Origin of the sequence: Pseudoclavibacter sp. Marseille-Q434, assembly GCF_050315415.1 — a bacterium.
Taxonomy (GTDB): domain Bacteria; phylum Actinomycetota; class Actinomycetes; order Actinomycetales; family Microbacteriaceae; genus Pseudoclavibacter.
Genome location: NZ_JBNPQH010000001.1, coordinates 1173546 through 1195530 on the forward strand (window position 1 = coordinate 1173546; position 21985 = coordinate 1195530).

Annotated in this window: 22 protein-coding genes and 1 riboswitch; of the genes, 13 read left to right on the top strand and 9 right to left on the bottom strand. The window is 64.7% G+C overall.

Annotation, left to right across the window (positions count from 1 at the left end):
• Nucleotides 1-7: 7 nt before the first annotated feature.
• Entirely contained in the window at nucleotides 8-1735 is a 1728-nt protein-coding gene (locus ACQFZP_RS05625; protein ID WP_211890560.1) for a long-chain-fatty-acid--CoA ligase, read from the bottom strand.
• Nucleotides 1736-1918: 183 nt separating this feature from the next.
• Between ACQFZP_RS05625 and ACQFZP_RS05630 the strand changes: the two genes are divergently transcribed.
• Nucleotides 1919-2620 carry a YceI family protein gene (locus ACQFZP_RS05630; protein WP_179556857.1) on the top strand — a complete coding sequence of 234 codons (702 nt, stop codon included), beginning with the start codon at nucleotides 1919-1921 and terminating at the stop codon, nucleotides 2618-2620.
• A gap of 239 nt (nucleotides 2621-2859) precedes the next feature.
• Here the strand turns inward: ACQFZP_RS05630 and ACQFZP_RS05635 are convergent, their stop codons facing one another.
• Nucleotides 2860-4176 (bottom strand): RNA polymerase sigma factor, encoded by a 1317-nt coding sequence (locus ACQFZP_RS05635; RefSeq protein WP_211890561.1) that lies wholly within the window; start codon nucleotides 4174-4176, stop codon nucleotides 2860-2862.
• 37 nt (nucleotides 4177-4213) lie between these two features.
• Nucleotides 4214-4642: a YciI family protein gene (locus ACQFZP_RS05640; protein ID WP_211890562.1), complete on the bottom strand. Its 429-nt coding sequence runs from the start codon at nucleotides 4640-4642 to the stop codon at nucleotides 4214-4216.
• Between the two features lie 216 nt (nucleotides 4643-4858).
• On the opposite strand from ACQFZP_RS05640, the gene ACQFZP_RS05645 reads away from it, so the two are divergent.
• Both ACQFZP_RS05645 and ACQFZP_RS05650 read left to right on the top strand, forming a co-directional pair.
• Nucleotides 4859-5296 (top strand): SRPBCC domain-containing protein, encoded by a 438-nt coding sequence (locus tag ACQFZP_RS05645; RefSeq protein ID WP_307852744.1) that lies wholly within the window; start codon nucleotides 4859-4861, stop codon nucleotides 5294-5296.
• Entirely contained in the window at nucleotides 5293-5733 is a 441-nt protein-coding gene (locus tag ACQFZP_RS05650; RefSeq protein ID WP_211890564.1) for a VOC family protein, read from the top strand. The genes ACQFZP_RS05645 and ACQFZP_RS05650 overlap by 4 nt, the downstream gene beginning before the upstream one ends.
• A 95-nt stretch (nucleotides 5734-5828) precedes the next feature.
• Here the strand turns inward: ACQFZP_RS05650 and ACQFZP_RS05655 are convergent, their stop codons facing one another.
• Together ACQFZP_RS05655 and ACQFZP_RS05660 are read right to left on the bottom strand one after the other, a co-directional pair.
• Nucleotides 5829-6596, bottom strand: a complete 768-nt coding sequence (locus tag ACQFZP_RS05655) for a hypothetical protein (protein ID WP_211890565.1) — start codon at nucleotides 6594-6596, stop codon at nucleotides 5829-5831.
• Nucleotides 6597-6712: 116 nt separating this feature from the next.
• The gene (locus tag ACQFZP_RS05660; protein WP_211890566.1) at nucleotides 6713-7306 is read right to left on the bottom strand and encodes a hypothetical protein; all 594 of its coding nucleotides are present in this window, start codon (nucleotides 7304-7306) and stop codon (nucleotides 6713-6715) included.
• A 78-nt stretch (nucleotides 7307-7384) separates the two neighbouring features.
• Here ACQFZP_RS05660 and ACQFZP_RS05665 point away from each other — a divergent pair, with 78 nt between their 5' ends.
• Nucleotides 7385-7765 carry a hypothetical protein gene (locus ACQFZP_RS05665; protein ID WP_307852746.1) on the top strand — a complete coding sequence of 127 codons (381 nt, stop codon included), beginning with the start codon at nucleotides 7385-7387 and terminating at the stop codon, nucleotides 7763-7765.
• 152 nt (nucleotides 7766-7917) lie between these two features.
• On the top strand, nucleotides 7918-8409 hold the full coding sequence (locus ACQFZP_RS05670) for a SixA phosphatase family protein (protein WP_104252753.1): 492 nt from the start codon (nucleotides 7918-7920) through the stop codon (nucleotides 8407-8409).
• 99 nt (nucleotides 8410-8508) lie between these two features.
• On the opposite strand, the gene ACQFZP_RS05675 is transcribed toward ACQFZP_RS05670, so the two are convergent.
• Nucleotides 8509-9693, bottom strand: coding sequence for a cation:proton antiporter (locus ACQFZP_RS05675; protein ID WP_307852747.1), 1185 nt, complete (start codon nucleotides 9691-9693; stop codon nucleotides 8509-8511).
• A gap of 129 nt (nucleotides 9694-9822) precedes the next feature.
• Between ACQFZP_RS05675 and ACQFZP_RS05680 the strand changes: the two genes are divergently transcribed.
• From ACQFZP_RS05680 to ACQFZP_RS05700, 5 genes are all read left to right on the top strand, one after another.
• Complete coding sequence (locus ACQFZP_RS05680; RefSeq protein WP_211890568.1) at nucleotides 9823-10554, top strand: alpha/beta hydrolase; 732 nt, start codon at nucleotides 9823-9825, stop codon at nucleotides 10552-10554.
• Nucleotides 10555-10677: 123 nt separating this feature from the next.
• Nucleotides 10678-11244, top strand: coding sequence for a hypothetical protein (locus ACQFZP_RS05685; RefSeq protein WP_211890569.1), 567 nt, complete (start codon nucleotides 10678-10680; stop codon nucleotides 11242-11244).
• Between the two features lie 88 nt (nucleotides 11245-11332).
• Nucleotides 11333-11896: a hypothetical protein gene (locus tag ACQFZP_RS05690; RefSeq protein WP_211890570.1), complete on the top strand. Its 564-nt coding sequence runs from the start codon at nucleotides 11333-11335 to the stop codon at nucleotides 11894-11896.
• Between the two features lie 144 nt (nucleotides 11897-12040).
• Nucleotides 12041-13447 carry an NAD(P)-binding domain-containing protein gene (locus ACQFZP_RS05695; RefSeq protein ID WP_211890571.1) on the top strand — a complete coding sequence of 469 codons (1407 nt, stop codon included), beginning with the start codon at nucleotides 12041-12043 and terminating at the stop codon, nucleotides 13445-13447.
• 20 nt (nucleotides 13448-13467) lie between these two features.
• Complete coding sequence (locus ACQFZP_RS05700) at nucleotides 13468-13827, top strand: hypothetical protein (protein WP_104311770.1); 360 nt, start codon at nucleotides 13468-13470, stop codon at nucleotides 13825-13827.
• A 44-nt stretch (nucleotides 13828-13871) separates the two neighbouring features.
• Here the strand turns inward: ACQFZP_RS05700 and ACQFZP_RS05705 are convergent, their stop codons facing one another.
• Both ACQFZP_RS05705 and ACQFZP_RS05710 read right to left on the bottom strand, forming a co-directional pair.
• Nucleotides 13872-14321 (bottom strand): hypothetical protein, encoded by a 450-nt coding sequence (locus ACQFZP_RS05705; RefSeq protein ID WP_211890572.1) that lies wholly within the window; start codon nucleotides 14319-14321, stop codon nucleotides 13872-13874.
• Between the two features lie 170 nt (nucleotides 14322-14491).
• Nucleotides 14492-15175 carry a hypothetical protein gene (locus tag ACQFZP_RS05710; protein ID WP_211890573.1) on the bottom strand — a complete coding sequence of 228 codons (684 nt, stop codon included), beginning with the start codon at nucleotides 15173-15175 and terminating at the stop codon, nucleotides 14492-14494.
• 79 nt (nucleotides 15176-15254) lie between these two features.
• Nucleotides 15255-15369, bottom strand: a riboswitch (SAM riboswitch).
• A gap of 634 nt (nucleotides 15370-16003) precedes the next feature.
• Between ACQFZP_RS05710 and ACQFZP_RS05715 the strand changes: the two genes are divergently transcribed.
• The 3 genes from ACQFZP_RS05715 (at nucleotide 16004) to ACQFZP_RS05725 (ending at nucleotide 19623) form a co-directional block, all read left to right on the top strand.
• Entirely contained in the window at nucleotides 16004-16216 is a 213-nt protein-coding gene (locus ACQFZP_RS05715; RefSeq protein ID WP_307852776.1) for an excalibur calcium-binding domain-containing protein, read from the top strand.
• A gap of 94 nt (nucleotides 16217-16310) precedes the next feature.
• Nucleotides 16311-16712 carry a (deoxy)nucleoside triphosphate pyrophosphohydrolase gene (locus tag ACQFZP_RS05720; protein ID WP_307852749.1) on the top strand — a complete coding sequence of 134 codons (402 nt, stop codon included), beginning with the start codon at nucleotides 16311-16313 and terminating at the stop codon, nucleotides 16710-16712.
• Entirely contained in the window at nucleotides 16705-19623 is a 2919-nt protein-coding gene (locus ACQFZP_RS05725; RefSeq protein ID WP_211890574.1) for a DUF3427 domain-containing protein, read from the top strand. Before ACQFZP_RS05720 ends, ACQFZP_RS05725 begins: the two co-directional genes overlap by 8 nt.
• A gap of 355 nt (nucleotides 19624-19978) precedes the next feature.
• Here ACQFZP_RS05725 and ACQFZP_RS05730 read toward each other — a convergent pair whose 3' ends face one another.
• Nucleotides 19979-21118 carry a hypothetical protein gene (locus ACQFZP_RS05730; protein ID WP_211890575.1) on the bottom strand — a complete coding sequence of 380 codons (1140 nt, stop codon included), beginning with the start codon at nucleotides 21116-21118 and terminating at the stop codon, nucleotides 19979-19981.
• Nucleotides 21119-21985: the final 867 nt, after the last annotated feature.

Consider the following 21985-nt stretch of genomic DNA (forward strand, 5'->3'; position numbering starts at 1 on the left):
CGGGACGCTACTCGCTGCGCTTGGCGACGAGTCGGTCCCGGACCTGACGACGGAGGACCTTGCCGATGAGCGACTTCGGAAGCTCCTCGACCTGCACGACCCGCTTGGGCACCTTGTAGGACGCGAGTCGTGAGCGGCAGAAGTCGCGGAGCGCGTCGCCGTCGAACGTGGCACCGTCGCGGAGCACGACCGCGGCGGTCACGTCCTCACCCCCGGAGCTGCGCGGCAGGCCGACGACGGCGGCGCCCTCGACGTCCGGGTGTGCCGTGAGGGCTTCCTCGACCTCGGAGGGGCTCACGTTGAAGCCGCCCGTGATGATGAGCTCCTTCTTGCGGTCGACGACCGTCACGAAGCCGTCGTCAGACACGGTGACGATGTCGCCGGTGCGGAGCCAGCCTCCGGCGAGGAGCACCTCGCGGGTCTCATCCGGCCGCTTCCAGTACCCCTGGAAGACCTGCGGCCCGCGGATGAGGAGCTCGCCCGATTCGCCGGCGGCGCGGTCGATGCTCGGGTCGTCCGGGTCGACGACGCGGATGTGCGTGCTCGGGAACGGCACCCCGACCGTTCCGGGGCGCCTGGTCGGGCCGACCGGGTTGCCGAGCGCGACCGGCGAGGTCTCGGTCATGCCGTACCCCTCTACCAGGAGCCCTCCGGTGACCTCTTCCCAGCGTTCGACGGTCTTGACGGGCAGGCTCATGGCTCCTGAGATCGCGAAGCGGATGCCCGTGAAGCTGACCCCTTTGCGCGAGGCTGCCCTCGACAGGGCGTCGTAGATAGGAGGGACAGCGGGCAGGAAGGTCGGCGGGGAGCTCTTCGCCGCGGCGACCACGAGGTCGACGTCGAACTTCGGGAAGAGGACGAGCCGCGCCCCGATGCTCATGGCGAAGGTGAGGCACAGTGTCATCCCATACGCGTGGAACAGCGGGAGCACGCCGTAGAAGACTTCTCGCCCCTCGGTGAGCCCCGGCACCCAGGCGCGGCCCTGCGCGGCGTTCGCGCGCAGGTTGCGGTGGGTGAGGATGGCACCCTTGGGGCTGCCGGTGGTTCCGCTCGTGTACTGCAGCAGGGCGACGTCATCCAGTGCGGGCTTGGGCACTCGCTTCGAGATGCGCTTCGCATTCGCGACGCGCTCCCACTTGAGCACGCGGCGATCCGAGGGGGTCGCCGTCATGGCCTCGCGGGATTCGCGGGCCTTCGCGACGGGGAGGCGCAGAGCGAGCCGCTTCCCGAATGGCAGCGCGCTCGTCATGTCGACCGCGACGATCGTGTCCGGGACCACGTCGCTCGGCAGCTCCGAGATGAGATCGGCGACCTTGTCCCACACGATCGCGATCTTCGCGCCGTGGTCTTCGAACTGATGCCGCAGCTCGCGTGCCGTGTAGAGCGGGTTGTGCTCGATGACGATCGCGCCGAGGCGGAGTGCGGCGTAGAAGGCGATGACGTGCTGTGGGCAGTTGGGGAGCACCAACGCGACGCGGTCGCCCGCTGCGACCCCGAGATTGCGGAGGCCCTCGGCCGCACGAGCCGCCTGCTCCCCGAGCTCGCCGTAGCTGGTCTCGGCGCCGAAGAACTCGAGCGCCGGCCGAGAGCCGAAGTGCTTCACCGAGTTCTCGAGGAGGTCGACGAGCGACTCCCGCACGTCGGCGATGTCGTGGGGCACGTCATCGGCATACGCGGCCAGCCATGGCCTGGACGCGAGGTCGGACGTGCTGCTGGTCTCGTTGGCGTCGTTCACCGGGGTCCTTTCGACGAGCACGGCTGCGCGCACAGCGGTGCGCTCGAAGCCTAAGTCGCCGCGCTTGTGCTGAAGCCGTGTGTGCCGGAGTCTCTTCGGCTCCCCTCAGCGCGCATCCGCTTCCTCACGCGATCGACCAAGGACTCATAGTCCAGCCATAGGAAAGTGCTTCAAGCTACAACTATGAAGAAGCCATCGAAGAAAGCCACCATCGGTATCGTCATCGCGGCCGTTGTCGTGGTGATCGGCATCGCCGCCGCAGTGTTCGGCCCCATGATCTACCGTGACGTGATCGCCGAGCCCGCCGCCGAGGCGCCGGCGCTCGAGATCGAGTCGACGACCCCGAGCGCGGCCGACGCCAGCACACTCGCTGGCTCGTGGACCGTCGCCTCCGGCTCCTACGCCGGCTACCGGGTGGATGAGGTGCTCAATGGCACGGACGTGACCGTCACCGGCCGCACCGAAACCGTCTCTGGCACGCTCACGACCACCGAGACTGAGCTCACGGCCGCCGACATCACGGTCGACGTCGCATCCATCGCCACCGACGAGGAGCGTCGCGACGAGTACTTCCGCAGCGAGGCGCTCGACACCGCCGCGAACCCCGAGGCGACCTTCACGCTGGATGAGCCAGTCGCCGCGCTCGACGGACTCGCGGATGGCACGCAGGCGACGATCCCTGCCACCGGAACGCTCACGCTCAATGGCGTCAGCCAGCAGGTGACGATCGACCTCACGGCGGGCCTTGACGGTGACAACGTGCAGGTCGCCGGCAGCATCCCCGTGACCTTCGCCGACTACGGGGTCGAAGCCCCGAACCTTGGCTTCGTCTCCGTCGAGCCCACCGGATCCGTCGAGTTCCTGCTCGTCCTCGAGCGCGCGTAGGCGCTGAACGAACCCGAACCGCCGGCCAGCTGGCCGACTCCCCCACCGCTCTTTTCCGCTGACCAGCTTGCGTGACGAGACCGCCTCCTCCGGGCCAGACCCAGCCCAGAGGCCCGGATCGTCACGCAAGTTGGTCATCGCGCTGCGCGGTCCGGGAGTCTGATCGTCCGGCCGCGCCGTCCGGTGGGGCTCCCAGGCCGACGCGGGTGACGGCGTCGGGACTTGGCCGACGACGCTCGTCAGGTGCGCGCTTCGAGGGCGTCGAGCTTGCCCTGCAGCACGCGACGCTGCTGCTCGTTTGCGGTGAGCCCCACCGCGACGCTCAGCTCGGATCTCGCTTCGTCGATCCTCCCGAGCTGCGAGAGCAGCTCCCCGCGCACGCTCGCGAGCAGGGGGCCACGGGCCAGGGCACCGGATGCGCCGAGCCGGTCGACGATGGCGAGTGCGGTTGCCGGTCCGGTCGCTATGGAGACGGCGACGGCCCGGTTGAGTTCGACGACGGGACTCGGGGCCAGGCGTCCGAGCACCTCGTAGAGCAGGACGATCTGCGCCCAGTCGGTGTGCTGCACGGACGGGGCCACGGCGTGCCGCTCGGCGATGGCGGCCTGCAGGCAGTACGTGCCGCGCCCCTTGCCGAGGGCGTCGGCTCTGGACAGAAGGGCGCGACCGCGGAGGATCGCCGAGCGGTCCCAGCGTCGCCTGTCCTGGTCGGCGAGGAGGATGGGGGTGCCGTCGGCCGACTCTCGCGCCCCGAAGCGCGAGCTCTGGAACTCCATGAGTGCGACGAGTCCGAGCACCTCAGGCTCTCTGGGGAGCATGCTGGTGAGCGCTCGGCCGAGCCGGAGGGCTTCCGCCGCGAGGTCGGATCGCAGCCAGCGGTCTCCGGAACTGGCGGCGTAGCCCTCAGTGAAGATCAGGTAGATGACGGCGAGGACGCCGCCGAGGCGCGGCGTCCACTCGCTCGGGTCGGGCGTCTCGAAGGGCACTTTGGCGGCGGCGAGGCTCTTCTTGGCCCGCACGATGCGCTGCTGCACGGTCGCGACCGGGATGAGGAAGAGGCTCGCGATCTCGTCGGTTGTGAGTCCGCCCACGATGCGCAGCGTGAGCGCGACCTGCGCCTCTCGGGAGAGCGCGGGGTGGCAGGCGACGAAGATGAGGCGGAGGACGTCGTCGCCGATGGGCGCCCAGGGGTCGCTTGCGGTCGCATCCGCGTCGCGCAGGTCGCGTGCGATGGCGCTGTAGCGGTCGTCGAGTCGCTCGCGGCGCCGCCACCCGTCGATGGCCTTGTGTTTGGCGATGGCGGTGAGCCAGGCGCCCGGGTTGACCGGGACGCCTGACTGTGGCCACTGGGTGAGCGCGTCGGCGACGGCTTCCTGCGCGAGGTCTTCGGCAAGGCCGACGTCGCCGACCATTCTCGTGAGGGTCGCGACGATGCGGGCGCTCTCGATGCGCCAGACGGCGTCGATGGCGGCGGCGGTCGCGGGCTGGCCCGGCACGCGAGCGGCGACGTCGTCGCTGTCCGCTCCGTGGCCGCCGCCGGGCTCTGCCGAGATCATCGCCGAGGCCTCTGCCCGCGTCCGTGTCCGCGTGTGCTCAGGCGCCGGCCTGCTGCTCGCGCCAGCCCTCTTCCTTCTGGATGAACTCGTTGTCTTCGTGGCCGGCGAAGTCGCTCATGTCGGTGACTCGGCGTACTTCGAGCTTCGACCCCGGTCCCTGGAGCGGGGCTCGGGAGGCCCACTGGATGGCTTCGTCGCGGGTGGCGGTCTCGATGATCCAGAAGCCGTTGAAGAGCTCGTGGGTCTCGCCGTACGGGCCGTCGGTGACGACGGGCTGCTCGCCAGAGAAGTCGACGACGAAGGCGGTGCTGAGGTCGTCGGCGAGGCCCTCGCCTGCGAGGAGGACGCCGGCTTCCATCATGGACTCGTTGTACTTGCCCATGGCGTTGATGATCTCGGTGAAGTCGGTGTTCTCGTAGGCGGCCTTGGCTTCGTCGGTGGCACGCATGATGAGCATGAACTTCATGATGATTCTCCTTGTCTGCAGCCCCGCAGGGCCGGTTGCAGGGTGCTGATCTGCACCCGTCTACTATGGCGTCGAACGGCGGCCGGGGAAATCGACACGTGCCGTGAATGTTCTTGAGAATCTTTTCTGGGGGCCGGTCGGCGCATCTTCAAGTCGGCTTGCTAGCTTCCGGGCATGACGAGCGATTTCGAACCACGGGTCGACCGAGTCTCGCGAGTGCTGCCGGCGAGCGCATCCAAGGTCTACGGGGCGCTCCTCGATCAGCGGGCGCTGGAGACCTGGTTGCCGCCGGAGGGGATGACGGGCAGGTACACGCGTTTCGAGCCGCGGGTGGGTGGGCGCAGTGTGCTGGAGCTCACGTATTCGGAGGTTCCGGTTGGTGGTGGCAAGACTGCTGAGTCGCGGGATGTTTCGGAGTCGGTGTTCGTGGAGCTGGTCGAGGGTGAGCGCGTTGCCCAGCAGGTCGTGTTCGAGTCGGATGATGCGCGGTTTGCGGGCACCATGACGATGGTGTGGGAGTTGGCGGAGTTTCCGGGTGGCACGCTCGTGACGGTCTCGGCGTATGACGTGCCGAGCGGCATCAGTCAGGCGGATCACGTGGAGGGCATTTCGTCGTCGTTGGAGAACCTTTCGGCGTTTGTGGGTCGCTCGTGAAGCAGCAGGTGAACTTCGTGACGTTCGCGACTCGCGATCTCGACGATGCGCTGCGCTTCTACGTCGATGCGCTCGGTTGGGAACCGCTGCTCGATGTTGAGGGCGAGATCGTGTTCTTCCAGCTCGGGGCGGGGCAGGTGCTCGGGTTCTTCGATGCGGAGAAGTTCAACCGCGATCTGGGGACCGGTGAGGATCGTTCGCAGGTGTCCGGTGTGACGTTGGCGCACAACGTGGGGAGCCGCGAGGAGGTCGTCGCGGTGGTGTCGGCGATGGCCGCCGGCGGTGGGGTGACGTTGAAGGTGCCGCAGGAGGGTGACTTCGGCGGTGTGTTCCACGGCTTGGTCGAGGACCCGAACGGTGTCGTCTGGGAGGTGGCGCACAACCCTGGGTGGAGCGTGCTCCCCGATGGTTCGGTCGTGTTCGGGAGCGCCGAGTAAGGATCCGGGGTACCGGTACGCGGCCGATGCGGTCTCCGTGAGCGGGGTCGCTGCGTCGGCGACGGCGTCAGCGACGACGGGGTTGGTTGCGCGGGTCAACAGCGGGGCTGCTGGGGGTGCTCGTTGCAGTCGCCGACGGTGATGACGGTGTCGGCGGTGAAGAGTTCCAGCGTGACGGTGGTCGAGGCTCGGTTGAGGGTTCCGGTGACGGGGATGCTCGTGCCGTTGGCGAGGGTCACGACGGCGGTGTAGACGACGGTGACGGATGCCTGCACCGTCGTCTTCTCGGTGTAGACGTGGCTCGTCTCGGTGGCGGTGAAGTCCTCCTGGCCGAGTGCTTGCCAGGGTGAGCCGGCTGTTGTCGTCTCCTGCGTGGTGCCGTCGCCGTAGTCCCACCGGTATGTGGTGGGGGTGAAGGTCACGGTGATCGGGTGGCCGAGGACGCTCCCGGCCGCGGTGTGCTGGGCGGCGGCCGTGTAGAAGTTCGTGTGGGTCCCGACGATGCTCCACGTGGAGGGCTCGGCCGTCAGGGTCACGGATGCGGGCGCGAGGGTGAGCACGTCGCTGATCGTGAAACTCGTGGGTGGCCTCGGCGCGGTCGTGGTGGTGCCGCCTCCCCCGCCGCCGCCGCACTCCCTGCACTGCACTGTCGCTGGCGCGACGAGGGAGCTCACGGGGGATGCGAGCGCGTTCGCGTTCGGTATGAACGGAGGAGGGCCGCCACCGCCGCTCGTATCGTCTCCTGAGCCTCCGCCGTCAACCCAGCTGTCGTCGGATGAGTAGTCATCCCCGGAGCCCCCGCCGTCGTACGAGTCAGAGGGACCCGGGTCCCCCACGTAGGTCTCCTCGACGTTGACGCTCACGCCATTCCCGTCGTTAGAGACACTGCCGCAAGCACCCAGTAAGAGTTCGCTAGAGTCGCAGGCTGCACGGGGCAGAGCCCCTGAAGGGGCAGCCAGGCCGGTTACGATTGCCGCGCTCACGAGCAGAAACTGGCGCCAGACCATGGTTCACTCCCATTGGACTTATAGCCGTTCTGGCTGCTGACAATCTCGAATACGACAGGGAACCGGTCAGGAACGTCAGGCGCCCGGGCACTGATTCCAGCAGCGTCGACAATGTTGAAATGGGAAACGTCGTAGCACCCGTAGGCGGCGATAAGCACTGACCCGTCGGCGGCGCTCACGCTCTGGATGCCAAGGTTCGACACGGTCGCGGCACCCACGACTGTCTGACCAGCACTTTTGATTTCGTCCGCGGACTCACCAATCGACGTGCGGTGCTCTTCGGTGGCCACCGGACTGAGGCTCTCGACTTCGGCTTGTCCTGACAGGACCGCCGCTTCCGCCGCCAGGAACTTCGGCACCAGCTCCTCCACGATCGCCAGGGCTTCCTCGTTGCTGGGCAGGACCGGAGTTGAGGCCGTCGCGGTGGGGCTCGGGGGTGGGCTCGATGTCGTGCCTTCCTCGGGCGCGCATCCGCTCACACCGGCAGCCGCCCCGAGACTGAACATGATCAGCAGAACGGTGCCGATGGCCCGCCTGCGCTTCCCCCTTGGTTGCATGGCCGTCAAGGTAGCGGCTCCGGAAAATCCTCGCAGAAGTTATCCACAGATCGATGGTTCGGGCCGCGTGCTGGGTAGCATCGTGGCGTGACGAGCCCCAGCGATTGGATCGAGCATCGCCGTGGAGACGGTGAGCTCCTCGGTTGGATGCGCCCGCACGGCGATGGTTTCGTGGTCATGGATCTGCTCGGACGGGAATGCTCCGGGGCACTCGACTGGTTCGAAGCTGAGACGCTTCTGGATGATCTGGGAATCGGGTATCTCGCCGACGCCTATGAGCTGCGCTTGGAGAACGGCGCGTGGTTGCGCGTGCGCATCACTGAAGTGTCGACGGTCCGCGTCCGCGTGAAGCGGGACGACTGGGGAGACATCACGGTGCCCAACGTCGAGTTCACGCTGTCGTTCCCGCCGAACGACGTGCTCCGCCCGGTTCGCGCGACTCTCGACCAGCGCGGTCACCCGACATAGACCTCAAAGATATAAACGCTGTTCGATCTCAGGCGCCGTTCGTCGAGGATCTGTTCGTTCAGCGTGGTGGAGACAAGATCGGAACCGCCACGTTCCGAGCGCGCGCGGTCAGCCTGCTCAGCGTTCGCTGTCGAGTTCCCTAGGCTGGCTCCATGCCCCGCACTCTGATCCTGCTCCGTCATGCCAAAGCCGAGCATCCGATGACGATCGACGACCGCCAGCGTTCGCTTGCTGACCGTGGCGTACGTGAGGCCGCGGAGGCGGGCGACTGGCTGCGCGAGAACGCGCCCAAGGTCGACAAGGTGCTGTGCTCCCCCGCTGCGCGCACGCGGCAGACGTTGGAGACTGCTGAGATCCTGGCGCCGGCCGAGTTCCCGAGTGCCCTGTACATGGGTGGCGAGGACGACTACCTCGAGCAGGTCAAGGAGACCGACGCCGAGGTGCAGACGTTGCTGGTCATCGGACACGAGCCGACCGTGTCGGGCACGGCGATCGCGTTGGCCGCCGACAAGGAGTCGGACCTGGCGCGGGAGATCCGCCACGGCTACCCGACGTCAGGCATCACCGTGCTGACGTTCCACGGTGAATGGGATGCCCTGCGCTGGAATTCGGCGAACATCACCGCGTTCCACGCACCCCACTAGGCCCGTCTCGCGCGGCGGCTCGCATCCACACGACAAACGCGGGTTCGTTCGCCACCGGAGCGTCATCTGCCGTGTGGATGCCCGGACCCGCGCCTTGGGTCAGGTGGACGCGCGCGACGTTCGCCGTGCGTCCGCTGGCCGCAGCGCCATGCCGACGAGTGGGAACAGCAGCACGGAGAGCATCCCGGCTCCGACGAGCGACGAGGCGAGGGCGGGATCGAGGACCTTCTGGTCGACGCCGATGGCGGTCACCGCCACGATGATGGGCAGCGCGGTCGCGCTGAGGAGCCCGAGGCTTGAGCGCTCGCGCGGCGCCGCACCCTTGGGCGCGACCAGCTGCGCGGGGATACCCCTGATAACAAGCAGCAGCGCGAGGAACACGGGGAGCAGGATGAGCGCCTGCGCGCTGCCGAGCAGCGCGTCGAGGTTGAACGTGACGCCCGTGTAGATGAAGAAGAGCGGCACGAGGAAGCCGAACGCGATCGCCTCGATCTTGCTCTCGACCTCCTCGCGGTCCGCCTCGGGCGCGCTGCGCATGACGATCTGCCACATGACGCCCGCCGCGAAGGCGCCGAGGAGGATGTCGAGGTCGAGCATGGCGCTCAGCGCGACGAGGCAGGCGAGCGTGAAGATGACCACCCGCACCGCGAACTGGCCCGAGGTGTGGAGGCTCGCGCTGACGAGCCGGTGCAGGTGCCCGTGCTGCATGCGCACGGCTACGAGGATGGCGACGCCCGTGATGACGACGAACAGCGCGAGCACCAACGCCGAGATGCCCGGCGAGCGGGTGCCGAGGAACACGGAGATCGCGACCAGGGGTCCGAACTCGCCGACGGCGCCCATCGCAGTCGTCGCCTTGCCGAACGGTGATCCGAGCTCGCCAGCGTCGCGGAGGATCGGGATGAGCGCGCCGAGCGCCGTCGAGCTCAGCGCGATCGCGATGATGACGGCCGCTTCACCCGGCGCGATGAGGAAGCCGGCGGCGAGCCCCAGGGCGAGGCTCACGACCCACGCGAGCGACGCCTTCCCGAGCAGTCCGCCGCCGAGGCTGCGGAAGCGGATCTCGTTGCCGGCGACGAAGAAGAGCGCCGCGAGGCCGAACTCGGCGAGCCAGTCGAGGAGGTCCGATTTCTCGACCCAGCCGAGGAGGCTCGGCCCGACGGCGATGCCAAGCAGAAGTTCGAACACGACGATCGGCACCTTGACCCAGGGCGAGATGCTGCGCGCGAAGAGGGGAGCCAGCACTGCGAGGGCCGGGATGAGGAAGACCCCGGGTTCCGACACGCGCTCAGCGTAACAGCGAGGCGCGAGGCGACCGGAGGGTCGCACGAGGCGTCTTTGCGCGTCGGACGCGTAGCGTGAGACCGGGCGGCGCGCGCTCATCCACCACCCCGACCTGCTGGGAAGGCTCTCATGAAGCTGCACACGATCACCACCGGCGACGGACCGAAGAAGGTCGCGTTGGTGCATGGCATCGGTGCGAGCGCCGAACTGTGGGGCTCGCTCGCCGAGCGCATCGCGGAGTCTGGCGAGTTCACGACGATCGCCGTCGACCTGCGCGGCCACGGGGACAGTCCTCGGGCTCAGAGCTACCGTCTCGCCGAGTTCGTCGACGACCTCATCGAGACCCTGCCTGGCGACCTGCACAGCGCGGTCGGGCATTCGCTCGGGGGTGCCCTGCTCGTGCGCGCCGTGCCGCGACTGCTGCCGAGGCACGCGATCTACCTCGACCCCGGCTTCAAGCTCGGACTGCCGAGCGAGGGCGTCGGCGCCCGCGTCTTCTGGGCGCTGTCCGGGGTGACGCTGCCGCTTGTGATGCTGGCCAGCGCAGCGACGGGCACCGGCGACAGCAAACGCTACTCGGAGGCGACGCGTGTGCTGGACAAGCGCGCGAAGCAGCGCTTCGACAAGAAGATGACGGTCGGCATCTTCGATCAGATCACACACGCCCCCACCGCCTCCGCGGCCCCGGTTGTGCCGTCGACGCTGGTGCTCTCGGCGGAGGGCAAGGCGGTTGCCCCTGCGCCGATCCCTGCCGAGCTCGAGGCGCTGGGGTGGGACGTGCGTCAGCTGCCGCAGGTCGGGCATCCATTCTGGCTGCACGACGCCGATGCGACGTTCGACGCGATCCGCGACGTGCTCTGACGGGGCAGCCGGCGGGCTCGAGCGGCTCGAGCAGATGCGCGCGGGCACTTCTCCCCGGAGCGAACTCGCAGTTACTCCGGGGCGCTCCCCTAGGCTGAGCGGCACGTCGATGAAGGGGTGCGCATGCTGTCTGTCGAGTTCCCGCGAGATGTCATCTTCACTGCGGCCCTGTTCGGCTTCGCGACGTTCGTGTGGGCCGGGTGGGCGCAGGAGCGTCCGCGCCACTGGGCGTGGCGCATCGTGTTCGGCGTGCTGAGCCTCGCCGGCGTCGCGCTGGTCGGCATCACCCTGCCGACGGCGATCCGGAACTGGACGAGCGCGACGGCGCTGCAGGTCGACTCGGTGCCGTTCACGATCTACATCGTCATGGTGGCCCTTGAGGTGGTCGGCGGTCTCATCGCGGCGTTCATCCTGCTGAGGCGCAAGAAGGGCGAGCTGATGGCGCCCGTCATGCTGCTCATCGTCGGACTGCACTGGGTGCCGATGATCTGGGTATTCGAGCAGCCGTTCCTCGCACCCGTCTCGGTCTGGACGATCGGGGTGGCGATCGCGACGTTCTTCCTGCCGAGCGAGAAGCAGGCGCCGAGCTTCTGGTGCGGCATCCTGACGGCCCCGGTCTTCCTGATCACGGGCATCATCTTCGCGATCGTGGGTCTCAACGAGTTCGCGAGCATGACCTGCGCCTGCTGAGCGCGCGGAGAGCTGACGTTGAGCGGGCCGTGATTTCGCGTTCACGGTGCCCACGGCCGCCCGCGGACTGGGCATAGCATCGGCCGTCATGGAGTTTCTTCCGCTTTTCGCGCTGGCCGCGCTCTTCGCCGCCGCCGGCGTGTGGCAGGCCGGTTGGCCCGCATCCGCCGCTTCGACGGGGCAGCGGTGGATGTTCCGCGACCGCGAGCCGAACTGGAGCGACGCGTACCTCGGCTACGTCAGGTTCGGCGGCGTTGTGCTGTGCGTGCTGGCGATCGTCGCGACGGGTGTGGCGTTCACGTTGACGTTCCGTGCGACGCTCGCCGAGAGGTGCGAGTCGGAGTTGAAGCCGGCCCTGGACGCGACGCGCAGCGACGTGGGTTGGACTGCGTCGTCGATGGAGGCGTTCGCGACCGAGCACGAGCTGGACCTGCAGACGGGCACCACGAAGGTGGATCTGCCGGAGCTGCCCGACTTCGGTTCCGTCTACGGGCTGGACACGGAGGCGCCTTCGAAGCCGACGCCCCTGGTCACGACGACGTACACATTCTCGACGATGGGGACGGCGGTCGTGGCCGCGTCGGTGCAGACGGGCGGGTACGAGTCGTCGCGGCCGGAGCCCGAGGCGGACTCGGCGGTCTGCATGCCGTGAGCCGCGCATCCGGTGCCCCGCCCTCTGCGAGGTGCGCCGGCTTCGACCCGCTTCGTCGCTGCATCGAGCGACTTGTTAACCTGGTGGTCAGTACTTCGTCATACGTAACTCGACCAGACATACAGAACCAGGGAACAACAGAACATGAGAATTGCGATCATCGGTGCGGGCCCGAGCGGCATGGCACAGCTTCGGGCGTTCGAGTCGGCAGCTGAGCAGGGGCGGGAGATCCCTGAGATCGTCTGCTTCGAGAAGCAGGCTGATTGGGGCGGCCAGTGGAACTACACGTGGATGACCGGCCTCGACGAGCACGGCGAGCCCGTCCACTCGAGCATGTATCGCAATCTCTGGTCGAACGGGCCGAAGGAGGCCCTCGAGTTCGCCGACTACAGCTTCGACGAGCACTTCGGTCGACCAATCTCGTCGTATCCCCCGCGCCCCGCGCTGTGGGATTACATCTCGGGCCGCGTCGAGCGGGCCGGTGTTCGCAAGCACGTGCGCTTCAGCACGGTGGTGCGCTGGGTGGATCTCGATGAGGCGACGCAGCAGTTCACGCTGGTGAGCGAGGACCTGGAGTCGAAGAAGACGAGCCGTGAGGTGTTCGACCGCGTCATCGTCGGATCCGGGCACTTCTCGTTCCCGAAGATGCCGTCGTTCGAGGGCCTCGAGACGTTCCCAGGCCAGGTGAGCCACGCCCACGAGTTCCGTGGCGCGGAGAACCTGCGTGGCAAGGATGTGCTGGTGATCGGGTCGAGCTATTCGGCGGAGGACATCGGCAGCCAGGCGCACAAGATGGGTGCGCGGTCGGTGACGGCGAGCTACCGCACGGCGCCGATGGGGTACGACTGGCCGCTCGGCTTCGAGGAGCGTCCGCTGGTGACGAAGTTCGACGGTTCGACGGCCCACTTCGCGGATGGCACGGAGAAGGACTTCGACGCCGTTGTGCTGTGCACGGGGTATCTGCACAAGTACCCGTTCTTGCCGAACGAGCTGGCGCTCGACTCCCCCAACAACGTGTACCCGGAGGGCCTCTACAAGGGGGTCGTGTGGGAGCAGAACCCGCACCTGTTCTACCTGGGTGCGCAGGACCAGTGGTTCACGTTCAACATGTTCGACGCGCAGGCGTGGTTCGTGCGCGACGTCATCCTGGGCGATGTCGTGCTGCCTGGAGTGGACGCGCGGCAGGCCGACATCGACGCGTGGCTCGAGCGCTTCCACGCGATCGGTGGGGCTGCGGATGAGATCCGCTTCCAGGCCGACTACGTGCGCGATCTGATCGAGGCGACCGACTATCCGATGTTCGATCTGGACGAGGTGGTGGAGATCTTCCTCGAGTGGAAGCACGACAAGTCCGAGGACATCATGGGGTACCGCGATCGCGCCTACCGGTCCGTCATGACGGGCACGATCGCATCCACGCACCACACGAGGTGGGTGGATGAACTCGATGACAGCCTCGCTCGGTACCTCGCGCCACTGCCGGCTGCTGGTTCTGCTTCTGGCTCTGCCGCTGGCGCGGCGGCGGATGCTGCTGGCGCGCCTGCCCTCTAGCCTGGCTTTAGGCTGTCGGGATGAAGCTCAGCCGACATGACGCCGCGATCCGTCTCGACATTCCGCTCGAGATGGCGAAGCGGAACGGCCTGCCCCCGTATATCGCCGAGGAGGCGTTGGCGGAACTGGATGCGAATCCGCCTGCGTGGCTCGCTCAGTCGCGCGCGAACCGCACGGGCAAGCGTCCCGTGTGGGCGACGCTGACGTGCGAGGTGTGCGGGACGGTCGAGAAAGTGCGGCCAAAGAAGTGGTGGCCGGAGTTCACGTATATGTCGTGCGACAACCACGATCTCGACGAGCTGCCGGACCCTGCCCCTGGAACGACGCGCGAGTTCTCGTACGGCATCGGGACTCGCTTCACGGGCGTCGTCGACGCGTAGGCGCTCTTGCGCCCTTTGGCGCGGCGCGCAACGTGTGCGCGTTGCTACGACTCGCTGTTCGCGGGGTGCCACCCGCCGTCGACGGAGAGCAGGTGCAGGTCTCCGCCGATGGCGGCGTATTGCGTGAATTTAGTCGCCGACATGTCGTTCCAGATGGACCCGATGATGCGGTCTTCCGCCGTGTAGTTGGCGATGAGTTCCATGAAGAACGTGTCGTGCTGGGTGAAGTCGTCGTGGAAGTCGGAGGCGAGCCAGAACCGTTCGGTGTCGGCGGTCACGCCGGGGGCCAGGCCGCAGGGTACGCCGGTGAACCAGTCGCGCTCGGGCAGGTACTCGGCCCACTGGTAGTGCGGTGCACCGGCAGCCAGGTCAGGGCCGCGGCCGCGGCCTGCAGCCGGGTCCTTGGAGACGACCGCTTGCAGGTACTCGGTCACCCAGGCGGGCCGCTCTCGGCGGAGTTGGGTCTGGATGGTCATCGAGATCGCGTAGCTCACGCGACAACCCTACTGACCGGGGTTTCGGCTGGTTCTTCGCTGCTCTTGAGATCAGGCGCCGTGGTCTCGAGACCCGCCGGAGAACGGCTGGAGGCACGGGGACTCTTCTCTCGAAACCACTGAACGGTGTTTACGGCAAACGGTGCAATGGTTTCGAGAGGCCGGCCGCCCTAGGCCCGCGTGTTTGGCTTCCGGCTCAGGCGCTCGAGGTTCCGGTCGCGCAGCCTGCCGTCGCCTCGCGGACCCTCGTCGCGGAAGGCGCGACGCTCGAGCTTCCGGGCGACGCAAGTTGCGCATCCGCTTGGGGTCTCCCCCGCTTTCGTCAGCCAGTATCCGACTGCGTTGGCGAAGTCGCCGTTCTCGTAGGCGTCGGGGATCGCCGTCCAGTCGCCGGGGCGAAGGTGTCCTGCCCGGTAGCCGATCCTGCCCTGCTCGAAGCCGGCCCGCTTGAGCGCCTTCTTCGGGGAGACGCCGTGGGGATCCTTCTCGTGCGCGTCGAGTTGGAGCCGCGCCCGGTTCTGCGCCGTGACGTTGAGCAGCAGGAACAGCATGGGTGAGAAGCCGAGCTGGTGCCATCGCCCCGCAAACTCCTGCCAGTCTGGCTTGGTGTCGATCTGGCCCTTGCGGAACATGCCAGACAGGAACGCCATGGCGAAGGTCGGGGTGGCGTGCGAGTGCGGCGGCCAGCGCAGCACGGCAAGCAACCACTCGCGACGGAGTTCGTGGGGCAGGTCTCGGAACGCGGCGAGGGTGTCCTGGTCGAGCTCCGCATCCCAGTCGCGCTTCGCCTGGATCAGGTAGACGCCGCTCTGGTTGCGGGTGGCCCCGTCGATCGGGGTGGATGTTTCGGGCATGGGTGCGCTCCTCGCGGGTACGCCACGCGGCCAGCGGATGCACGCCGCGGGTCCACCGCGCTCGGCACCGCTAGGTGCGTGAACTGACTTGTCGCACACCGGACGGTGTCGACCCGTTCTTCCCCTGGGGCACCCCACTCAGGTGGAGGGTTGCCGTGCAGCTAGCCAGGTACTTGACGCTGCAACTCGTAAACGTGGGATGGAGGTTAGCACGAGGCTCTAGCGCTCGCGCAGTCGAAACGGCCGTCCAAGTTCTTTCGAGGTAGTTGCTCGACGTTGTATTCCCCTGATCTCCGGGGAGGTTTATCGATTCAATCGGGCAGTTCTAGGCTTAGCGGATCCCCCAATCTCTGGAGACCTCATGTCGTTCTACCCTGCTCCGCCGCAGCGCCCGCAATCAACCTGGCGTTCTCGCATGACCACCTTCTCCTGGGTTGTAGCTGGAATCATGGTGCTGCTCCTGCTCGTCGCGGCCATCAACGGGGCATCGGAACATTCCTGGCGCTTGCAGGCCTGATCGGATTCCTGACCGGGCTCTACGTCCTGGTCACCCGCAGAAGCAGCTGGGCGGGACTACCGCGCTCGCGCAAGCTGGGCGCCATCGCCCTTGGTGCGGGACTCGTCGTCAGCATTGTCGGCAGCTCGATTGGTGGAGCTCAGACCCCTCGTGAGGCACCAGTTGCCGAGCCGGCCCCGACAGTCACGGTCACTTCGACCGTCCAGGCGCCCACGGAGACCGTGTTCGTTACTGTCACCGCCGAGCCGGTTGTCGCTCCCGTCGCCGAAGCAGTCCCCGTTGCCGACCCAGCTCCGGTAGCAGAACCGGAGGTGGATGCGGCGCAAAATCCCCCCGCTCCGCTCTATGCAGCACCAGAAGCCGCGCCCGCGGCTCCCGAGCCTGCGCCTGCGCCTGAGCAAAGCGTTTCCTTCGCCAACTGCACAGAGGCTAGGGCTGCAGGAGCCGCGCCTGTGTACGTTGGCGATCCCGGGTACGCCTCGCATCTTGACCGTGATGGCGATGGCGTCGGCTGCGAAAACTGAGGGCAAGGGATCTGCACGCCGGTTCTCGGAACTCGGTTCTTCCTCGCACCATAGACTCGTCTCTACGCACCGAGCTGTAGGAGAGAAGCCCAAAGTGAAGAGATTAGATGTCGTCGGCGCTGTCATACTCAGGGGCGGACGAGTGCTTTGCGCTCAGCGGGCGCACGGTGGTCCCCTCGGCGGCAAGTGGGAATTTCCAGGAGGCAAAGTCGATGCCGGCGAGACACGTGAAGCCGCGCTCGTTCGAGAAATCGTCGAGGAACTTGACTGCGATGTGAAGGTGGGCGAGCTGGTAGCCACAACCGTTTACGCATACGATTTTGCCGAGATCACCCTAACAACGTATTACTGCGATCTGTTGGGCAGCGAGCCACGACTTCTCGAGCATGCAAACAGCAAATGGCTGTTCCCTGAGGAACTCCAGGAATTGGATTGGGCGCCTGCCGACATTCCAGCTGTCGAGAAGATCGCAGAACAGCTGGGCCCTCGTGGTTGACTACATTGACCCGCCCGAACCTTTTGAACTTGATCTCCGCTTCGGCTACCTCGACAAGCATCTGACTTCTCCGCGAGTGCGTTCGCCTCGCATCGTCTGGAACGCACACGAGAATACGATGCTGAGACTCCTCAAGCATCAGCTTTCCGAGAGCGATGAGTTCACGTTCAGTGTCGCGTTCGTAACGGCTCGAGCGATCGCCATGTTGAAGCAAGCCTTCGTGGACTTCCGCGGGCGAGGCCTCATCGTCACTTCCGACTATCTCAGCTTCAACGCTCCTGACGCGTTTCAGGAGCTGCTGGGGCTAGGGGATCTCGGCGTAGAAACTCGCATTCACAACGCATCGGCATTCCACCCCAAGGGGTACATCTTCCAACGCGACGACCATGTCACATCGATCTTCGGTAGCTCTAATCTGACTGAAAAGGCTCTGGTCTCGAACCACGAATGGAACCTGCAGGTTTCCGCCAATCGCGGCAGCAACCTTGCTGAGCAACTCGACACCCTGGTCACAGAAGAGGTCCAGCGGTCGGAGCCCCTCACACAGGCTTGGATTGACGAGTACACGGTCGGGTATCAGAGGCGAAAGTCGTTCGAGGTTTTGGCCCGAAAGCTCGCGGCTGTCGATCGGCAAAACACCCCTACAGACACGAGCCACGATTCGCCCGCTGCCACGGTCACTCCCAACTCCATGCAAATCGAGGCCCTTGAGGCGCTGCACGACTTGCGGGTGAGCGGGCAGACCAAGGGGCTCATCGTCTCCGCAACGGGCACCGGGAAGACCATTCTTGCGGCCCTTGACGTGCGTGCCGTTAGACCACAGACGATGCTATTTGTCGCACACCGAGAGCAGATCATCGACAAAGCGATGACTGAGTTCCAGCGCGTTCTCAATGAGCCAGGTCACGAGTTTGGCAAACTCTCCGGGACGAGCAAAGACCGCGGAACGAAGTACCTTTTCGCCACGGTTCAAACACTGTCGCGACCCGACATGCTCAAGTGGTTCACCCCGGACGCTTTCGACTACATCATCCTGGACGAAGCGCATCGCAGCGGGGCTCGGTCGTTTGAGCGAGTTCTTGAACAGTTCCATCCCAAGTTCCTCCTGGGAATGTCAGCCACTCCCGAACGGACTGATGGCTACGACATCTTCAAGCACTTCGACTACAACGTTCCGTACGAAATTCGGCTCAAGCAGGCGCTCGATGCTGACATCCTGACCCCGTTCCACTACTACGGAATCGCGGACGTTACGCTCGAAGACGGCACGATCGTCAACGATCAGACCGATGTCAAGAACCTCGTGTCTTCACTCCGGGTCGAACACATCGTAAAAATTATCGAAACCTACGGCCAGAAGGCGGAACAACCGCGCGGCCTGATCTTCTGCAGCAGCAAGGCCGAAGCGCACGAATTATCTGAGCGGCTCAACTCCCGCAAGGTGCACGGAGAGCTCCTGCGCACGCGCGCGCTCACGGGAGAGGATTCGGTGGCAACGCGCGAGCTTGCTGTCGCAGCTTTAGAACGCGGTGAGCTCAATTACCTGCTCAGCGTAGACATCTTCAACGAGGGTATCGACATCCCCACGATCAACCAGGTCGTGATGCTCCGTCAAACCCAGTCAAGCATCGTGTTCATTCAGCAGCTGGGTCGCGGCTTACGAAAGGCGCCCGGCAAGGAATACGTCGTCGTCCTGGACTTCATCGGGAACTACCAGAACAACTTCATGATCCCGATAGCACTTCTCGGAGACGAAAGTCTGAACAAAGAGTCCCTGAGACTCAATCTCTCGCGGGCCACGGAGGCAGAAACTCTTCCCGGACTCTCCAGCGTAAGCTTTGATCGCGTCGCTCTGGAACGAGTCCTTCGATCCATCACCAAAACGAAGCTCAACGGAGCTCCTCTCATTAGACGTGCGTTCCTGGATCTCCAAGCGCGTCTCGGACATCCACCTCGATTCACAGACTTCTTGCGATTTGAGTCCGTCGATCCATACGAAATCATCTCGAGGTACCAGAATTACGAGAATTTCATCAGCAAGATGCTACGTCGTCCGAGTTGTGTAAGCCAAACTGGGCTAGACTTCTTGACCTACGCCTCGATCGAGGCATTCTCTAGCAGGCGACCGCACGATGTTCTGGTCCTGGATTCGCTGATACGTCAGGGTGCCGCGTCACGGCAGTTACTCGCACGACGCGTCGCGAACCGGGTGCCGACAAGCGTAGACGACATCGACAACGTCCTTCGAAATCTCGACCTGAGCTTCCACACTGAGCCAGATCGAAAGAAGTACAAACAGAAAATCCTGATTCGAGACGCTAACGGAAACGTGGACCTCAATCCTTCATTCAGAACCCTGTATACAACTGACCTCGCGTTTCGGCTGGACGTAGACGATCTCCTCGAAGCCGGCATCACCGTGAATCTTAATCGATACGCGTCAGGTACGCCGATGGTGCCGGGCAAACAGTACACGCGCAAAGATGCTTGCCGACTCTTCGGATGGAAGAAAAACGCGATGGCGACCATGTTTGGATACCAAGCGAATTACTCGGAAGCAATTTGCCCGATCTTTGTGAACTACGACAAGGCTGAAGACGTATCTGCAACCACTGCCTACAGCGACCGCTTTATCGATTCCTCGACAATGCTGTGGTACACGAAGAACAAGCGCACGCTCGATAGCCCCCTCGAGAGGGCAATCGCGTCGAATCAGGTACGTGCCGAGTTGTTCGTGAAGCGCGACCACTACGATGGCCCCGACTACTATTATCTGGGCCCTGCCAACGCGACTGAAGCTCGGAACACGCATATGGCCAATAAAATACCCGTCGCCACAATGCACCTAAACTTGGATATTCCCGTTTCACCCAGCCTATACGAGTACTTGTCTGGCACGCACGCAGACTGAGACGACTCACTCATCAGAGCCGTACTGCGGCATCCGCTGACGCCACCGACTGCTGATACTCACGCCCTTCCTGTTGAGCATCGCCCTCGACAATCGTGAGTTACTCATGGACAACGCTACCGATCTTGTGAATCGACGGCTTCAGAGCGGTTCCCCGCAATTGGGAGGTACGAGCGGGTAGCGCGTCGCTGTGCGAATACGGGTTGGGGCCTTACGGGATGAAACTTCCTGAGCCCAGCACCCAAGGCACCTCGATGTGCATAACACTACCTTCCAACGCCTTGACCTCGTTGCGTTCTGCGGCCCGGCCCCCTATCTACGCAGCGCAAGTAGGCCTCGCGAAACTTCGGAGCACTCAACTCGGGGAGACCGGGGCGGGCGCACTGGCAGGCTTAATCAGATTGGCCAGTGCGACCATACCCATAACAGAATCCTCACCTCCGCCTTGCTTTGACCCAGATGACAGATGGGCTTGGAGCACCATTTGACCCATCATGGACATGAAGCGCTGTTTTTCCTCAGGGTCACGAATCTGGCTGCTGTAAGCAATCATCGTGCCCATAGCTGTAGATAGGTCATTCGCTCGCTGGGCCGCCTGGTCACGTGAACGAGCGCGTGCGAGAAGTACTCCGGCAAACGTCGCTAGGGCCGCCGTGGACACGAGATGCAGCGCAATCTGCTCGATGGAGGAGTAGTCTGCGCCCACTCGCAAGTAATGAAGGATCACAGGCAGTACAGCGACCGTCGCAGCCCCACCTAGAACGACCAGGCCTGACAGCCATGCTCCTCGCGATTCCTTGGCATTTCGTTCCGCGTCTTCGAGGAAGAGCGCATTGGTCGCGTCCGAAGTCGCCGTTGTGATAAGAAGACCGGCCTGTTTAGCACTAGTTTCGAGCTCCAGCGTTGCCTTGTTCATCGCAGCGCGTCCCTCTGCAGAGGCAACCTCGACGGACCTTTGCTGCTCTCGAATGGAGGCTAGGATCCTGTTCAATTCATTCGTACGATCCTGAGCATCGGCTACGAGCGCGGCCAGGTGGGTATCTGTCAGGGTATAAGGTAGCTTCATTTGAAGCATCATGATCTGCAGACCGAGTTCCGGTTGGCCGCTTTGGGCGATATTCCATCCCTGTCCAACCGCGTCCACACCAGAACTCCACGGCAACCCGAGCTCCGCTAGCTCAGGCAACCGCGAGGATAGCTGTGGATACGACGATAGATTCGATATCACATTGTTAAACGTCGTTGCGAGCTGGGCAGGGTGGCCCCGGTGGGCGGCGGTGATGGCCCAGGTAATGCTCTCCTCGAGAGCCGGATAGCCCTGCTGCATGAGCAACCACGAAAGTAGCGAGGCGGCCCACGCTTGTCCCTCGTCCGCACGAGGACGAATGAGATTTAGGGCGACGTCCTGGCTTCCCTGGTTCCAGTTCTGCTGCACCTGTTGGAGCAGAAGCACGTCCTGGGAGTCCGGAGCTGGGAGCGGCGAGTCAAAGTTCATGATTGAGAATCTACTGCTTTCTTCACGCCTCGTAACGGGACCTTGCGCCCTGGTGCTGCAGTCCAGTTATTGGGTCCATCAAGGATGTGTATGACCTCGAGGTCGGGAGTAGCGAAACCTAGCACTAGACGAGGTGAGGACTGCGCAGGTGAAGGCTCGTCGACGATGGCCTCCGTTTCCCAGCGGTCGCAGTCTTGCTGAGCAGGTCGTCCACCGCACTCTCCCTAGCACGCCCCAGGGCCGCGATCCCCTAGAGGGATCTTTCTTTCAACCGATCGCTGCCGCTAGTCCCAAGTGTCTAGGTGTTCGAACATTCGAACCGGCAGCTGCCGCTGCGATTCGTTCGCACACGTCAATCGCCGCATTCCGCTCGTAGTAGGACGTACCGCCCTGGCGAGGCCAGAGTATTCTTCGCGGAAGAGCACGGTGCCATCGCCGAAGAGATTTCATCAAATTCTGCCTCGAAGGTCGCATCAAGGCACCATTCCTCTGTGACGTCAGTAGCCTGGCATTCGCCACCCGTTGCTAGGCCGGCAGATTTTGCCCGGATGGTAGTGCAAGCCGCGGGGTCCTTAGTTTTGCCGCTCGAAGCCTAGCTCCCTCCTTTCGGTCAGTTCTCGTGCCAGACTTTTGGGTTAGGCGTTCTCCGAAGATCAACTGCCCCAATGTCCCGCAGTTGATCTGGAGCGCACAAGACACCGACCGAGCCCGATAGTCGCACCCCAGGGAATGGTCCACGCTGTTCAGCGGTGCCGCCCTCGCGGCGATGGACCGTGATCAGCACATCTGCCGGTCTGAGCTGCGCATACAGATCGAGGCAAGCTCCGGAACATTCCCGATGGGGCTCACGCTCCGACTGCGACCGGC